14 protein-coding genes and 1 pseudogene are annotated in these 15889 nt (G+C 70.4%); 7 read left to right on the top strand and 8 right to left on the bottom strand.

Annotated elements, in window-relative coordinates; all coding sequences use genetic code 11:
• The first annotated feature begins 159 nt into the window (after positions 1-159).
• The 4 genes and pseudogenes from QFZ29_RS01465 to QFZ29_RS01450 all read left to right on the top strand — a co-directional run bounded on the left by QFZ29_RS01465 (position 160) and on the right by QFZ29_RS01450 (position 3410).
• Positions 160-1665 carry an ABC transporter permease gene (locus tag QFZ29_RS01465; RefSeq protein ID WP_306892464.1) on the top strand — a complete coding sequence of 502 codons (1506 nt, stop codon included), beginning with the start codon at positions 160-162 and terminating at the stop codon, positions 1663-1665.
• A gap of 32 nt (positions 1666-1697) precedes the next feature.
• On the top strand, positions 1698-2369 hold the full coding sequence (locus QFZ29_RS01460) for an ABC transporter ATP-binding protein (RefSeq protein WP_306892463.1): 672 nt from the start codon (positions 1698-1700) through the stop codon (positions 2367-2369).
• 229 nt (positions 2370-2598) lie between these two features.
• A pseudogene (locus tag QFZ29_RS01455) lies at positions 2599-3150 on the top strand (class I SAM-dependent methyltransferase); the annotation flags it as partial.
• A gap of 116 nt (positions 3151-3266) precedes the next feature.
• A complete protein-coding gene (locus QFZ29_RS01450; RefSeq protein ID WP_306892462.1) occupies positions 3267-3410 on the top strand; it encodes a hypothetical protein in 144 nt (47 codons plus the stop codon).
• Positions 3411-3438: 28 nt separating this feature from the next.
• Here the strand turns inward: QFZ29_RS01450 and QFZ29_RS01445 are convergent, their stop codons facing one another.
• Positions 3439-3780: a cupin domain-containing protein gene (locus QFZ29_RS01445; RefSeq protein WP_306892461.1), complete on the bottom strand. Its 342-nt coding sequence runs from the start codon at positions 3778-3780 to the stop codon at positions 3439-3441.
• Positions 3781-3852: 72 nt separating this feature from the next.
• Between QFZ29_RS01445 and QFZ29_RS01440 the strand changes: the two genes are divergently transcribed.
• Complete coding sequence (locus QFZ29_RS01440) at positions 3853-4581, top strand: amidase domain-containing protein (protein WP_306892460.1); 729 nt, start codon at positions 3853-3855, stop codon at positions 4579-4581.
• Positions 4582-4621: 40 nt separating this feature from the next.
• Here QFZ29_RS01440 and QFZ29_RS01435 read toward each other — a convergent pair whose 3' ends face one another.
• From QFZ29_RS01435 to QFZ29_RS01405, 7 genes are all read right to left on the bottom strand, one after another.
• Positions 4622-5659: a sugar phosphate isomerase/epimerase family protein gene (locus tag QFZ29_RS01435; protein ID WP_306892459.1), complete on the bottom strand. Its 1038-nt coding sequence runs from the start codon at positions 5657-5659 to the stop codon at positions 4622-4624.
• On the bottom strand, positions 5656-6525 hold the full coding sequence (locus QFZ29_RS01430) for a sugar phosphate isomerase/epimerase family protein (RefSeq protein WP_306892458.1): 870 nt from the start codon (positions 6523-6525) through the stop codon (positions 5656-5658). Before QFZ29_RS01430 ends, QFZ29_RS01435 begins: the two co-directional genes overlap by 4 nt.
• A gap of 179 nt (positions 6526-6704) precedes the next feature.
• Positions 6705-7880, bottom strand: a complete 1176-nt coding sequence (locus QFZ29_RS01425) for a substrate-binding domain-containing protein (RefSeq protein ID WP_373426257.1) — start codon at positions 7878-7880, stop codon at positions 6705-6707.
• Between the two features lie 29 nt (positions 7881-7909).
• On the bottom strand, positions 7910-9037 hold the full coding sequence (locus QFZ29_RS01420; RefSeq protein ID WP_306892457.1) for an ABC transporter permease: 1128 nt from the start codon (positions 9035-9037) through the stop codon (positions 7910-7912).
• On the bottom strand, positions 9034-10146 hold the full coding sequence (locus QFZ29_RS01415; RefSeq protein WP_306892456.1) for an ABC transporter permease: 1113 nt from the start codon (positions 10144-10146) through the stop codon (positions 9034-9036). Before QFZ29_RS01415 ends, QFZ29_RS01420 begins: the two co-directional genes overlap by 4 nt.
• The gene (locus QFZ29_RS01410; RefSeq protein WP_306892455.1) at positions 10143-11654 is read right to left on the bottom strand and encodes a sugar ABC transporter ATP-binding protein; all 1512 of its coding nucleotides are present in this window, start codon (positions 11652-11654) and stop codon (positions 10143-10145) included. The genes QFZ29_RS01415 and QFZ29_RS01410 overlap by 4 nt, the downstream gene beginning before the upstream one ends.
• A complete protein-coding gene (locus QFZ29_RS01405; RefSeq protein ID WP_306892454.1) occupies positions 11651-12757 on the bottom strand; it encodes a Gfo/Idh/MocA family protein in 1107 nt (368 codons plus the stop codon). The genes QFZ29_RS01410 and QFZ29_RS01405 overlap by 4 nt, the downstream gene beginning before the upstream one ends.
• Before the next feature lie 117 nt (positions 12758-12874).
• Between QFZ29_RS01405 and QFZ29_RS01400 the strand changes: the two genes are divergently transcribed.
• Both QFZ29_RS01400 and QFZ29_RS01395 read left to right on the top strand, forming a co-directional pair.
• On the top strand, positions 12875-14062 hold the full coding sequence (locus QFZ29_RS01400) for an ROK family transcriptional regulator (RefSeq protein ID WP_306892453.1): 1188 nt from the start codon (positions 12875-12877) through the stop codon (positions 14060-14062).
• Between the two features lie 43 nt (positions 14063-14105).
• Complete coding sequence (locus QFZ29_RS01395) at positions 14106-15782, top strand: LuxR family transcriptional regulator (protein ID WP_306892452.1); 1677 nt, start codon at positions 14106-14108, stop codon at positions 15780-15782.
• Positions 15783-15889: the final 107 nt, after the last annotated feature.

The raw sequence follows: 15889 nt of genomic DNA, 5'->3' as shown, positions 1-15889 counted from the left end.
GCGGGAGCCTGGCGCCCCACGCCCCGTCGGATGCCGCGCACCCGCCTCCGGAAACGCATAGCGACTCCCGTGGCACGGCATAGGCCGTGCATAGAGCGGGCTCCTAGCGTCGCGAACGGCTCACCGTCGGGTGAGTCGCCACCGACCCAGAGGACCATCATGTTCATCACCTACCTCCGGCGCGAGCTCGCCGGGCGGCGCAGGCAGACCGCGATCATCGCGATCGGCATGGCGCTCGCGATCGCGCTCGTCATGATCGTGAACTCCGTCTCGAGCGGCGTGCGCGACGCGCAAGCCTCGGTGCTCGAGTCCGTCTACGGCGTGGGCACCGACCTCACCGTGTCCGAAGAGCCGGCAGCGCCCGGCGAGGACGAGGGGGGCCCCGGCCGCTTCGAGTTCGGCGCCGACGCCGGTACGACCGAGGGCGAATCCACCGAGATCAGCCAGTCGCGGCTCACGGCCGGGTTCGGCGCATCGACGTTCGACGCGTCGGCGCTCGAGACCGCGCAGGGCATCGACGGCGTGTCTGCGGCATCCGCGGCCCTCGCCCTCACGAACATGACGTTCGAGGGCGAGCTGCCAGAAATGGTGCAGCGGTCCGAGGGTGGGCCGAGCGACGAGTTCGTCGAGGGCGGCGATGCTGCCGATGCGCCGACCGGCGGGTTCGACGGCGCCGGCGGCAGCGCCTTCGACGTGAACAGCTTCTCGGTGCTCGGCCTCGACCCCGCGGCCGATGCGGTCGGCCCGCTCTCGTCGGTGGAGCTCGACGAGGGGCGGGGGCTCGAGGCATCCGACGCAGGCCAGGCCGTTGCCGTGCTCGACGCGAGCTACGCGACGAGCGCCGAGCTCGCGGTCGGCGACACGATCGATGTGGGTGGCACCGACTTCGAGATCGTCGGCACGGTCACCTCCACGTCGGCCGACGCCGCGACCGCGGCCAACGTGTACATCCCGCTCGACCGCGCGCAGCAGATCGCCGGCCTCGACGGCCAGGTGAGCGACATCTACGTGCAGGCCGAATCGGCCGACCGGATCGACGCCGTGCAGGCCGACCTCGAGGAAGCGCTGCCGGATGCCACGGTTTCGACGCAAGCCGACCTCGCCGCATCGGTGTCGGGGTCGCTCGCGACCGCCTCGAGCCTCATCGCGAACCTCGGACTCTGGCTCTCGCTCGCGGTGCTCGCGGCGGCGTTCCTCATCGCGATCCTCTTCACGATCCAGGGCGTCACGCGCCGCACTCGAGAGTTCGGCACGCTCAAGGCGATCGGCTGGTCGAACCGGCGCATCGTCGGCCAGGTCACGGGCGAGTCGCTCGTGCAGGGACTCATCGGCGGGGCGGCGGGTCTCGCGCTCGGCCTCGCCGGCATCTGGGTCGTGAACCTCATCGCCCCGACACTCGGCGGCAGCGCCGGTGACGGCGCACAGCCCGGTGGCGTCCTCGCAGCAGGGCCGCAGGGCGGCGACGGCGCGACCACCGGCGGACCGTTCGGAGGTCGAGTCGACACCGCGGCCGCCACCGAGGTCGTGCTGAACGCTCCCGTGACGGTGAGCGTCATCGCGATCGCGATCGGACTCGCCGTGCTCGGCGGACTGCTCGCCGGCGCCATCGGCGGATGGCGCGCCGCCCGTCTTCGGCCGGCCGAGTCGCTCCGCAGCGTCGCCTGAAACCCACCACCGACTTCTCGAAAGGAACCACCATGTACACGCTCGAACACGTCTCGAAGGCCTACACGCAATCGAAGCGGCAGGTCGACGCGCTGAAGGACGTGACCCTCACGATCCCATCGGGTCAGCTCGTCGCGATCCAGGGGCCCACCGGCGGCGGCAAGTCGACGCTCCTGCAGATGCTCGGCGCGCTCGACCGGCCGAGCACCGGGAGCATCATGCTCGGCGAGTCGGAGCTCTCGCACCTGCCCGACCGCAAGCTCGGCGGCATCCGTGCCAAGGAGATCGGCTTCGTCTTCCAGGGCTTCAACCTCATCCCCACGCTCACCGCGCAGGAGAACGTCGAGACGGCGCTCGAGCCGCTCGGCGTGAGCGGTGAGGAGCGACGGCGCCGGGCGCTCGAGGCGCTCGCCTCGGTGAGTCTCGCCGATCGCGCGAGCCACGTGCCCGGCGAGCTCTCGGGCGGGCAGCAGCAGCGGGTCGCGATCGCACGGGCGCTCGTGAAGGAGCCCGAGGTGCTGCTCGCCGACGAGCCCACCGGCAACCTCGACGAGGAGACCCGTGACGAGATCATGGACCTGCTCGAGGGGCTCTGGCGCGACCGGGGCCTCACGCTCGTGATCGTGACGCACGACTCCGCGATCGCGAAGCGGGCCGAGCGACGGCTGCACATCAAGAACGGCACGGTCTCCGAGCGCGGCTAGTCCCCAAGACGGGAGCGACCCGCGATCGACCTCGCCCGAGCTTCCGGAGAAGCGGCAGACCGGCATCTGAGCGTTTGGGATAGACGCCCGAAGAGCGCCGCTCAGTGCCGGTCTGCCATGGGTCCCCCACGACCCACAACTGTTTTAACCCGTGCGTCGAGACGGATGAAACCCCTTGACATGGGATGCCGCACATGCAGACGGCGCCACGGTCGGTAACGGCGCCGCGATGCCATCCACGCGCGCTAGATTGCCGGCATGGGCACACGGATGCATCAGCGACATGAACGGAGCTGATCCCGACCGGTGGGCGGGCGTCGCCGAGATCTGGGCGGAGCTCTGGGGCGGTTTCTCCGATCCGGCGCGGCAGGCGCTGGTCGAGCACGCCGGCGTGGGCCCCGGCGCGCGAGTGCTCGATGTCGGATGCGGCAGCGGCGAGTTCCTGGCCCTCCTCACCGATCTCGGCGCCGATGCGGTCGGGGTCGATCCGTCGCCGGGAATGGTGGCGGTCGCACGACGGTCGATTCCGAACGCCGACATCCGCGAGGGCGACTTCAGCGCACTCCCCTGGCCTGACGGAACGTTCGACGTCGTCACCGCCGTGAACTCCCTGCAGTTCGCCGGCGACATGGTCGCGGCGCTTCGCGAGGCGACGCGCGTGCTTCGGCCAGGGGGACGCATCGGAATCGCAAACTGGGCCGAGGCCGACCTGAACGACCTCGACACCGTCGAGGATGCGGTGGCGCTCGCGGCAGGTGACCAGCCGAGGCGCGGCGGCGACTACCGGCGGACGGGCGGGCTGCAGTCGCTCTTCGCGAGGGCCGGCCTCGAGGTCACCGCAGCAGGACTCGTCGAGACGCCCTGGCGGGTGCCGACGAGGACACGCTCGTTCGCGGCGTGCTCCTCGGCGACGACTCGGCCGCGGTGGCAGCCGTTCGGGATGTCCTCGTCGAGGCGGCGCAGCCGTTCCGCACCGCCGACGGCGGTTACCTGCTGCGCAATGCGTTCCGCTATACCGTCGGGCGCGATCGCACGGCGTGAGCAGGCGTGCGAGAAGGTCAGCGAGGCGCTATCCGCCGGCGGGGCCGAGGGGCGACACCGTGCCGTCGCCGCCGCCCGTGCGGAGCTCGACGAAGATCACATGCGTCGGGGTGTCACCGATGTTCTCGCCGAAGTGCTCCTGGGCCGGCACCCACGTCGCCATGCCCGCAGGGAGCTCGACCTCTCGGGTCATGCTGCCCGACGTGAGGCGGCGGCGGAACGAGCTCAGCGTGTACATGACGCTGTCGGGGTGCGCGTGCGGCGTGGTCGCGTCTCCGGGCTGGTCGGTGTACTCCAGCACACGCACCGACGCGTTCTCGAGGATGACCTTGTAGTGGGCGGGATTGGTGGCTACCGGATCGAGGTCCATGCCACATGGTAGGCCGCAGGCACCCAGCCTCTGCCAAGGTTCGGCATAGCTTCGCTCCATAGTGTCGTATTGATGTCCCCCTCGCACCGGCTCCTCGTCTCCCGACCGCGTCGAACCCGCCTCATCGTGATGTCTCTCGCCGGTGCCCTCTTGGCCGGCGGCGTCGCGACCACGGTCGCCGTCACCAGCGACAATGGCGGCGACGAACCCGCAGCCGCGGGCGCCGGAGACACGACCACCGTCGGCACCCGTCCGCAGCCGACCGAGACCACGGCTGCGGCAGCCGCGGCGCCCGCCGCCGTCACCTCCTCCTCCCCCGCCGTGCAGGCGCAGCTCGACTACGTGCGCGAGCACTGGGACGACACCGAGAGCGAGCAGTTCGGCGTGCTCGGCGACACCGATTGCGTGAACTTCGCGAGCCAGTCACTGCTCGCCCGCGGCTGGGAGACCGACGACGAGTGGTGGTACTCCGACTCGGGCGACCCCTGGGCCCACTCCGACGCGTGGGTGAGCTCGACCGCGCTCATGGAGTACCTCGAGGAGCACCCCGAGCGCGCCACGGCGCTCACCGACGACGAGCGCGACTCGGTGAAGGTCGGCGACCTCGTGCAGTTCGACTGGGACGACTCGGGCGACCGCGACCACACGGGCATCGTCACCTCGGTGACCACGAACGCCGACGGCACCACGACGGTGCTCTACGCGGGCCACACGGATGCCACGTGGGACCGCTCCGTCGACACCGCGATCACCGAGCTGCACCCGGGCGGCACCGCGTACTACTGGAGCATCCCCGAGTAGGGCCTGCCCCGCGGCATCCGCTCGACTGGTTCTCTTGGTTCTACTGGTTCGAGAACGCCGCGTCGAAGGACGCGCTCGGCAGCGGCCACAGCTTCGAGCGGATGTAGCCCACCGCCTCGGCGGCCCCGTGCAGGCGATCCATGCCGGCGTCCTCCCACTCGACCGAGATCGGGCCCGTGTAGCCGATCGACTCGAGGGCGCGGAACGCGTCCTCCCAGGGCACGTCGCCGTGCCCCGTCGAGACGAAGTCCCAGCCGCGGCGCGGGTCGCCCCACGGCAGGTGCGAGCCGAGCACGCCGGCGCGGCCGTTGGCCGGACGCATCCGCGTGTCCTTGCAGTCCACGTGGTAGATGCGGTCCTGGAAGTCGAGGATGAAGCCGACCGGGTCGATGTTCTGCCACATCATGTGGCTCGGGTCCCAGTTGAAGCCGAACGCCGGGCGGCGGCCGATCGCCTCGAGCGTGCGCACCGAGCTCCAGTAGTCGTAGGCGATCTCGCTCGGGTGCACCTCGTGCGCGAACCGCACGCCCTCGTCGTCGAACACGTCGAGGATCGGGTTCCAGCGGTTCGCGAAGTCCTCGAAGCCCTCGTCGATGACCGACGCCGGCACGGGCGGGAACTGGGCGACGTACGGCCAGATCTTCGAACCCGTGAAGCCCACGACGGTGTCGACGCCGAGCGCGCGGGCCACCCGTGCGGCGCGCTTCATGTCGTCGGCGGCGCGCTGCCTGACGCCCTCGGCATCGCCGTCGCCCCACGTGTAGGAGCGCAGGATCGCCTCATGGCGGAAATCGATCGGGTCGTCGCACACGGCCTGGCCCGCGAGGTGGTTCGAGATCGCGTACACCGACAGCCCGTGTCGCTTCAGGATCTCGCGGCGCTCGTCGAGGTACCCGGGCTCCTCCTCGGCGAGCTTCAGGTCGAGGTGGTCGCCAGAGGCCGCGATCTCGAGGCCGTCGTAGCCCCAGCCCGCAGCGAGGCGCGCGACCTCCTCGAACGGCAGGTCGGCCCACTGGCCCGTGAAGAGCGTGACGGGGTGGGTGGCGGCGGGGGTGGCGGGCGCTGCGGCATCCGTCATGACGGTTCCCTTTCGTCTTGCAGAGCGGAGAGATAGCGGATGCTGCGCTCCGCGAGCTCGTCTTGGCTCGGTGCGAGCGGTCGCCACACCGAGGCGGCCACCGCGATGGTGTCGTTGTCGCCGGTGAAGCTCTCGAGGCCGAGCGGACCGGGGTAGCCGACGTCGTCGAGCGCGTCGAGGAAGGCCGGCCAATCGGTGTGGTCGTCGCCGACGGCGCCCCGGTCGTTGCCGCACACCTGCACGTGCGCGAGGTGCTCACCGGCCGCCCGGATGGCGTCGCCGACGTGCTTCTCCTCGATGTTCAGGTGGTAGCTGTCGAGGGCGAGGCCGAGGCCCGGGCCGAGCATCGGGCCGAGCGCCTCGAGGGCCTGCTCGACGGTGTTCACGAGGCTCGTCTCGTAGCGATTGAGCGGTTCGACGGCGAGACGGATGCCGCTGCGCTCCGCCGCGCGCACGACCGGGCCGAGGCTGCCGACGAGTTCCCGGTAGCGCGACTCGCGCTCCTCGGCATCCATGCGCCAGGTGCGGCCGGTCGCGGCCGTGAACGGACCGGCGACGACGCGCGACCCCAGCCGTTCGGCGACGCCGATGCAGTGCACGAGGTAGTTCTGCGTCGCGACGACCTCCGAGCCGGGCGCGGCGACGAGGTTGCGGCCGGGCGCCATCGCTCCGATCACGATGGGCTGCAAGCGGTGCTCGGCGAGCACGTCGGCCGCGGCATCCGGTGACCAGTCGCCCGGTTGCTCCACCGGGAGCTCGAGGGCGCCGAACCCCATCGACTTCGCCTTCGCTGCGATCTCCACGAGCGAGTCGTCGTCGAGCGGCGACGTCCAGACCCACGTGTTGACGCCGATGGTGCGGCGCATGCTGCCTCCTCGTCCTAGTTCCTCTTCAGAATTCAGGAGTCCCATGCTCATCATTCAGGAACACGCGGCGTGCCGCGGCCGGTGGCGGGGGTGATTCCCGCCAATCCGCGCCGCGACACACCTCGGGTTCCTGAATTCTGAACCCGGTGTTCCTGAATTGTGGTGGTGGTGAGGGTCGATTACGGGATGATGCGGTCCTGCCAGACCTGCGGGTAGCCCGGAAGGTCCTCGCCGCCGAACTTCGCGTAGTGCCCGTCGGGCATGCCGTCGTTCGCCTCGAGGTACTGGTCGACCTCTCCAGCGGTGATCGGGCTCTGCGGAAGCACCCATTCCTTCGGGATCTCCTCACCGGCGAAGATCTTCTGCGCCGCGAGGAGCGGCGTGCGCCACTGGAAGTTGGAGTACACCGGCGCGAGGCCCGTGAGTCCCGTGTCCTTCCACTTGCGCAGGAAGCTCATCTCGTCTTCGCCCGTCATGACGGGGTAGTCGACGCCGGCGTCCTCGAACGCCTCGATGGCCGCGACGGCGCCGTCACCGGCATCCATCCACACGCCCTGCACGTCGCCCTTGGCGAGCTCGTCGGAGATGATCTTCTTGATCTCGGTAGGGTCGGCTCCCGTGAAGTAGTCGACCGCCTCGATGCCGGCCTCGTCGAACAGCTTCTCGGCGGCAGCCCAGCGCTGCTCGAGCACGTCCACACCCGGGAGGATGCGGAGCGCCACGACCTTGTCGCCCTCTTCGAGCTCGTCGATGAGGAACTCCGCCGTGTCGATGCCCCACGCGAACCCGCCGATGGGGTGGATGAACGTGACGGGGCAATCGGTCTGCACGCCGCGGTCGAACACGACGACCGGCTTGCCGGTGTCGCACGCCCGCTCGACGGCCGGGGTCATGGCCGCCGTGGAGTTCGGCGAGATGATGAAGATGTCGCAGTTGCCCTCATTGATGAAGTAGTCGATGTCGGCGATCTGCGTGTCGTCGGAGTCCTGCGCGTCGCGAGTCTCCATCTCGGAGATGACGCCGGCCTCCTGCAGCACCTGCAGCTGCTGGTTCATCGTGATCCAGCCCGTCTGCCGCCACGGGTTCGAGATCGACGCGTTCGCGAAGCACGCCTTCTTCGCCCCTTCGCTCGCGAATGCCGCCGTGTCGACCATCTCGGCGTTGATGTACTGCAGCCACGGCTGGTCTTCAGGACCCTCGGGCGCCACACCCCGCTCTGCGTCTTGCTTGTCGAAGAGCTCCTGGTCGAACCACTCGACCTCTTCCGCTGCCGGCTCCGTCTCGTCCGTGGGTGAGCCCACGTTCGGATCGGTGGTACAACCGGCGAGTGTCATCAGCGCGAGAGCGCCGACCATGGCGGATGCCACTGTGAACCTGCGTCGCATCACGAACCTCCCTTGGTTTCGTTGTCAGCCCTCAACGTCGAGGGAATGGGTGCAGGACGAGCAGGGTCCTCGGAGGGATCCTGCTCCTTCGCCTCTGGTGCCGGCGAAGTCTCGAGGGCGCGGCCACGACGGCGCGCGCGGATGGTCGTCGCGGCATACGCGACCGCGAGGATGATGATGGCGCCCTGCACCGCGTCGCGGTACGTCGACGGCACACCGGCGAAGTTCAGCAGCGTGAAGAGCGCCTCGAGCGCGAACGCGCCGGCCGCCGCGGCGACGACCCAGCCGCGCCCGCCGCCGAGCACCACGCCGCCGAGCACGACGGCCGTGATCGCGGTGAACTCGTAGCCGCGGCCGACGCTCGGGTGCACGCCCGCGTACCCGACGAGGAGCACGCCGGCGACGGTGGCCGAGAGCGACGAGAGCACGAAGGTCGAGGTCTTCACCCACCAGGTGCGCGTGCCCGAGTAGCGGGCGGTCGTGGGATTGTCGCCGAGCGCCTTGATGCTGTGGCCGAAGGGGCGGCGAGCGAACCAGATCGCGATGACGAGCAGCACGACGAGGATCACGACCGACCACGGCAGCACCCCGATGACCGGGAGGTCGCGGATGCCGCCGCGCCCGATCTGCCGGAACCCATCGGCCGGGTTGCCGGTGGCCGCGCCGCCCGTCCAGTAGAGCGTCGCCCCGAGGAGGGCGAGCATCATGCCGAGCGTCGCGATGAAGCTCGGCACCTTGAGGAACGACACGATGAGGCCGTTGACGAGCCCGATGAACGCGCCGAACGCGAGCATGAAGAGCAGCACTGGGATCGACTTCGACTCGTCCTGCCCGATGAGGTTGCCGGCGATCACCACTTGCGCGGTGACGACCGAGCCCATCGAGAGGTCGAACTCGCCGCCGACGATCACGAAGTACTGGCCGATCGCCACGATCGCCACCGGCGCGACCCGTTGCACGAATCGCACGAACTGGGAGGGCTCGGCGAACGACGGATTCAGCACGGTGATCGCGATGAGCAGCACGATGAGCAAGAGGAACACGGCGCCGCGCGGGCTGATGAGCGTGCGGCCGAATCCGGCGAGGCGGTGGCCGAGATGCTGGGAATCGGATGTCACGGCGCTCATGCCTGCTCCTCCTGTACGACGGCCGGCGTGCCCTGCCCGGCACTGCCCGCGCCTTTGCCTCCGCCGGCGATACCGCCGCCTGCGGCATCCGACGCGCCGGTGCTCGTGAAGCGCGGTCGGCGCCGTTCGGTGATCCGCGCGGTGTAGACCGCCACGGCGGCGACGATGACGATGCCGCGCACGACGTCTTTCAGGAACGGGTTGACCTGCATGACGCTCATGACGTTGTCGACGACGGCGAAGATCGCGACGCCGCCGATCGTGCCCCAGATCGAGCCGCGGCCGCCGAGCAGGAGGGTGCCGCCGAGCACGACGGCGGCGATCGAGAGCAGGTCGTACCCGCCCTGGCTGCCGACCGTCGGGCTGCCGACGCCGAGCCGGCTCGCGAGCAGGAGCCCCGCGAGGGCCGCGGTCATCGAGCACAGCACGTGGGCGATGATGACCGGCCGTGCGGTGCGGATGCCCGAGAGCCGTGCGACCTGCTCGTTGCCGCCGACGGCGAACATGTGGTTGCCGGTGCGGGTGCGAGCGAGGAAGAGCGCGCCGAGCACCGCCACGCCGAGCATGATGAGCGTCGAGACCGGCACCGGGCCGACGCCAGTCGCCCCGATGAGCTGGAACTCCCACGGCACATTGCCGCTCGTGCCCTTGTAGTTCGTGTCGAGGTAGCCCTTGATGATGAGGCCCGTGCCGAGGGTCGCGATGAAGCCGTTCACCTTGAGCTTCGTCACGATGAGGCCGTTGGCCGTGCCGATGAGCGCGGCCACGACGAGCACCGTGACCACGGCCGCGGGGATGTTGCCCGGGTTGCCGGCCATCATGTCGGCCGCGATGAGGCTCGAGAGGCTCACGACGTAGGGCACCGAGAGGTCGAGCGAGGCGCACAGGATCACGAGGGTCTGGCCGATGGCCACGAAGCCGAGCACGCTCATGCCAGTGAGGATGTCGCGGATGTTGCCTGCGCTGAAGAAGTTGCGGCCGACGCCCGCCACGAGCACCGAGCCGATGATGATGACACCCACGAGCGCGATGCCGACGATGAGGCTCGCGTCGAGGCGACGGCGGCGCGGCCGGCGCACGGGGGCCGGGGCTTCGGTGAGGGTGCTCATTTCGCCCCCGTTCCGAGCTTGAGCGTGCCGGTCGCGGCGGCGAGGATGGTCGCCTCGTCGGACCGTGCGGGCAGTTCGGCGGAGGCGCGGCCGTCGTGCATCACGATGATGCGGTCGGACATGCCGATGACCTCGGGCAGTTCCGAGGAGATCATGAGGATGGCGACCCCTTCTTTCGCGAGCCGGCGCATGAGGTTGTACACGGCGACCTTCGCGCCGACGTCGATGCCGCGCGTCGGCTCGTCGAGCAGCACGACGCTCGGCTTCGTGGCGAGCCACTTCGCGAGCACGACCTTCTGCTGGTTTCCTCCCGAGAGGTATTGCACCTCCTGATCGACGCCGCGCGAGACGACTTCGAGCGACGAGAGCACGCCCGGCAGTTCGCGCCGCGCCTCACTCGTGCGCCGAGCGAAGACGGATCGGATCACGAGCAGGGCGTTGTCGGCGATGGACTGGTTGAGTGCGAGCCCATGGGCCTTGCGGTCTTCGGTGATGAGGGCGATTCCCGTGCGCACGGCCTGGCGCGCCGACGTGACATGGATCGGTCGGCCGTCGAGCTGCATCTCGCCGCGGGTGAAGGGCGTGACGCCGAAGACCCCCTCGACGAGCTCGGTGCGGCCCGAGCCCTGCAGTCCCGCGACGCCGACGATCTCGCCCGCGCGGAGCTCGAGGTCGACCCCGTCGACATAGGCATTGCCCGCACCCGTGAGCTGGAGGCGCGGCTCGCCGAGCACCGTGCCGGGCTCGGCGTCGGGGAAGTAGGCGGAGATCGGGCGGCCGACCATGCGCCGCACGAGCTCGTCGGTGGTGAGCTCCGATGCGGGACCGGTCGAGACGAGCGCGCCGTCTTTCAGCACGGTGATGGTGTCGCAGAGGTCGAAGATCTCCTTCAGCCGGTGCGACACGTAGAGGATGGCCACACCGCGTGCCGCGAGGCGGCGCACGATCGCGTAGAGCAGCTCGACCTCGTGGCCGGCGAGCGCGGCCGTCGGCTCGTCCATCTGGATGACGCGGGCGTCGGTCGAGAGCGCCTTCACGATCTCGACGATCTGCTGCTCGGCGACGGTGAGGGTTCGCACCGGGGCATCCGCGTCGATCGTGTCGATGCCGAGCTCGTCGAGCAGCGCTCGCGTCTCGCGCTGCATCGCCGCCCGATCGACGAGGCCGCGGCGCTTCGGCTCGCGGCCGAGGAACACGTTCTGGGCGACGGTGCGCTCGGGCAGCAGGTTGAACTCCTGGAACACCGTGGCGAGGCCGGCGTGCGCCGCTTGCACCGGGTGGGTGAAGTCGACCTCCTCGCCGCCGAGCGTGATCGTGCCGGCGTCGCGCTCGTAGACGCCCGCGAGGAGCTTCATGAACGTCGACTTGCCCGCGCCGTTCTCGCCGACGAGGCCGTGCACCTCCCCCGGTGCGAGCGTGAGACCGACACCGCGCAGCACCTGCACGCCGAAGAACGACTTCTCGAGGCCCTCGGCCACGAGCACTGGTGTCGCGTCGGCGCCGTTCATGCGGCCACCTCCACCCAGCCGTCGGATGCCGCCGAGGCGAGCACGGCCTCGGTGACGCGAACGGCGCGCAGCCCGTCGGCGAATCGGGGAAGCCCGTCGGGAACCCTGCCGTCGATGGCAGCGTAGGCGTCGGCGACGAAAGCGTTGAAGGCGTCTTGATAGCCCATCGGATGCCCCGCCGGCACGAGCGCGAGGCGCGCCGCGTCGGGGGCGAGCCGGGCCGGGTCGCGCTCGAGCACGCTCGAGCCGTCGACGTTGCCGAGCCAGAGCTGCTCGGGTCGCTCCTGCTCGAACCGGATGCTGCCGCTCGCGCCCGAGAGCTCGATCGACAGCGCGTTCTTGCGGCCTGCCGAGACCTGCGATACGAGCAGCGTGCCGATCGCGCCCGACGCGAGCTCGACGACGACGGCCACGAGGTCTTCGGTGGCGATGTCGGCGTGTCTCGAGCGAGCCTCGTATACCGTGCGCGTCGAGGCGTTCAGGCGCACGATGCGGTCGCCCGACACGAACTCGAGCAGGTCGACGAGGTGCGAGCCGATGTCGGCGAAGGCGCGCGAAGGGCCGCCGAGCTCGGCGTCGACACGCCAGTCGTCGTCGTGGGGGGCGGCGAGCCAGTCTTGGAGGTAGGCGCCCTGCACACTGAGGAGCCGGCCGGTCTCGCCCCGGGCGACGCGGGCTCGGGCCTCTCGCGCCATCGGGTGGAACCGGTAGACGAAGGGCACCGCCGCCACGAGGCCGCGGTCGGCGGCGAGCTCGGTGAGCTCGGCGGCATCCGTCACCGTCGTTGCGAGGGGCTTCTCGCAGATCACGTGCTTGCCCGCCTCGAGGGCGGCACGGGCGATCGCGGCGTGCGTGCTGTTCGGCGTGCAGATATGCACGACGTCGATGCCGGGGGCGGCGAGCAGCGCGTCGACCGAGTCGAAGGCCGCACCGAGACCGAGGCGATCGGCGGCGTCGCGAGCACGGCGCGCCGATGACGACGCACCGCCCGTGAGCTCGGCTCGAGCAGCTCGTGCGGCATGCGTGTGCACGGCGGCCATGAACCCCCCGCCGACGATGCCGGCGCGAAGGGTGTTGGCCGGGGCGATGACGTCCGTTGTCATGGTCGCCATACTGACACACGCCGGGCACCTTTTGCTACCGCTTCGTCAAAAGTCGCCTGCCACGTGTCAGTATGGTGAGAGATGACCCAGTGGAGATCGGTGTGCTTTACTCAGAACATGGTGGACATCAGCCGCGGATCGGCCCTCGGCATTTCGGGAGCGAGCGAGCTCTTCCAGCTGCTCCGCGACGGGGCGCCGCGCACCCGTGCGTCGCTCGCGCAGACCACCGGACTGGCCCGCTCGACCGTCGCCGCTCGGGTCGACGAGCTCATGCGACTCGGCCTCGTGACGCCCGTCGCCGATGCCGCCTCGACCGGGGGCCGCCCGCCGTCGCAGTTCGCGCTCAATCCCGCCGCCCGCATCGTGCTCGCGGCCGACCTCGGCGCCTCCCACGCCACGATCGCCGTCACCGACCTGGCCGGCACCGTGCTCGCCAAGCGCAGCGAGCCCATGGACATCACGCGCGGCCCCGAGACCGTGCTCGGCTGGATGGTCGAGGCGGGACTCGCGCTCATCGCCGAGTTCGGCCGCGACCGCAAGGAGCTCGTCGCGATCGGCATCGGCGTTCCCGGGCCCGTCGAGCACTCCACCGGTCGGCCCGTGAATCCGCCGATCATGCCCGGCTGGGATCGCTTCGACGTGCCCGGATGGGTGCAGCAGCATCTCGAGGTGCCCGTGCTCGTCGACAACGACGTGAACATCATGGCCCTCGGCGAGCGGGCGCTCGCCTGGCCGAACGTGGAGCACCTCGTGTTCGTGAAGGTTGCGACCGGCATCGGCTCGGGCGTTATCTCGGGCGGGCTGCTGCAGCGCGGCGCTCAGGGCATCGCGGGCGACATCGGCCACGTGCGGGTCGCGCGCGGTGCCGACGTGCCCTGTCACTGCGGGAATCGCGGATGCCTCGAAGCCCTCGCCTCTGGCCCCGCGATCGCGCGCGCACTGCGTGAGCAGGGCGTCGACGTGCAATCCGGCAGCGACGTCGTCGAGCTCGTGAAGCGCGGCGACATCGACGCGATCCAGGCCGTGCGCCAGGCCGGCCGCGACATCGGCGAAGTGCTCACGGCGTGCGTGAGCCTCGTGAACCCGTCGGTCATCGCGATCGGCGGGTCGATGGCGCGAGCCGGCGAGCACCTCATCGCCGGCGTGCGCGAGGTCGTCTACACGCGCTCGATGCCGCTCGCCACCGAGCATCTCGCCATCGTGCAGTCGGCCGCTGCCGAGAACGCCGCCGTGCTCGGCGCGAGCATGCTCGCCATTCACCACGTGCTCTCCCCCGAGGGCATCGACGCGCTCGCCGCCCGCTGACCGCTCGGGCGCCCGTCGGCGCGCGCTGACTAGAGTAGGCATCATGAGCGCGGCTCATGCATTGGAGCGCGGCGATCGGGCACTCCGAGAGTGGTCCTGGCACGAGGCGCGCGCGGCCTTCGAGGAAGCGCTGCTCGCCGACGAGACACCCGAGGCGCTCGAAGGCCTGGGAACGGCGGCTTCATGGCTCGACGACGCCGACACGGCGATCACCGCCCGGGAGCGGGCGTACCGGATGTACCGCGGTCGTGATGACGCGGAAGCCGCCGCCAGGGTCGCCGTCAGCCTCGCCGATGACCTCGTGACCTTTCGCGGTGAGCACGCCGTGGCGTCGGGTTGGCTCCAGCGCGCCCGCCGACGACTCGAGGACCGACCCGACTCGCCGGTGCTCGTCTGGGCCGATGCCGTCGAGGCGTCCATGGCGATGATGTACGAGCGCGACCTCCCCCGCGCCCTCGCTCTCGCCGAGCACGGGGTGGCCGATGGCCGCCGAATCGGCGACGTCGACGCTGAGATGATCGCGCTGTCGTTGCTCGGCCTGGTGCTGGTGTCGTCAGGCCGCCTGGCGGAAGGGTTGCGTGTGCTCGACGAAGCCGCCGCGGCGGCCGTCTCCGGGGAAGTTCGCGACCCGGAGGTGTCGGCCGGCGTGTGCTGCATCTTCGTGACGGCGAGCGCGCGGATCCGCGACTTCGACCGGTTGGCGCAATGGTCACGGCACGTGATGCAGGTGTCGCAGGCGTGGACGAACCGTTCGATGTTCACCTATCCACGGATCGAGCACGCTGCGGCCCTCATCTGGTGGGGCCACTGGGGCGAGGCCGAACAGGAACTCGCCGAAGCGCTCACCGACATGTCCGCCCGGCCCCAGCTCGCCGCCCTCGCCATGCTGCGACTCGCCGACCTGCGACGCCGGCAGGGTCGGTACGACGAAGCACGGTCGCTGCTCGAGGAGCTGGAGGCGAGCCCGTATGGGATCGGCTACGGAGAGCGCGGCGAGACGGTGCGGGCCGCCCTTGCCCTGGACTCCGGAGATCTCGTCACGGCGGCAGAGGCGGCCGAGCGCGACCTGCGCGCGCTGCCGGCCGACGACATCGTGGAGCACGTCGACGGACTCGAGGTGCTGGTCCGCGCACGGCTGGGTCTGGGCGATCGCGAGGAGGCGCAGCGGGCGGCAGACACGTTGCGGTCGATCGCCGATGCGACGCCGACGGCTCCGATTCGCGCGTCGGCCAGCCTTGCTGCGGGGCTCGTCTCCGCGGCCCGGGGTGAGCACGCCGCCGCTCGCGGGGCGTTCGAAACGGCGATCGCGTTCTACCGAGCGGGCGGCGCGCCGTTCGAGACGGCCCGCGCCCGCATCGAACTGGCGAGGTCGGTCTCCGCGCTCGGCCAGCCGCAGCGCGCCCTCGAGGAGGCTCGGAAGGCCGTCGCCGCCTTCGAGGAGCTCGGTGCCCGTGCCGACGCCGTAGCGGCTGCGAAGATCGTGGCCGATCTCGAGTCGAGCGTGCGACCGGCCCGACCCGGACCGCTCACCGCTCGCGAGTCCGAAGTGCTGCGCATGGTCGCTGCCGGCATGACGAATGACGAGATCGCGGCCGCTCTCGTCCTCTCGGTGCGCACGATCGAGCGGCACCTGTCGAACATCTACGCCAAGATCGGCGCCACCGGCCGGGCCGCCCGGGCCGCGGCCACGTCGTACGCGCACACGCACGCCATCGCGTAGTCACTCGCGGGAAAGCTGCGTGCACGGGCGGTGTGAGCTGCGTGCCGGCACCGACGATCCTCGATCCTCGACGCTCTACCTTCGGAGAACCGGGTCCGGTTGGATGC

Source organism: Agromyces albus, assembly GCF_030815405.1.
Taxonomy (GTDB): domain Bacteria; phylum Actinomycetota; class Actinomycetes; order Actinomycetales; family Microbacteriaceae; genus Agromyces; species Agromyces albus_A.
The sequence above is the reverse complement of the archived record's forward strand: the minus strand, read 5'-3'. Positions and strand labels throughout refer to the sequence as shown.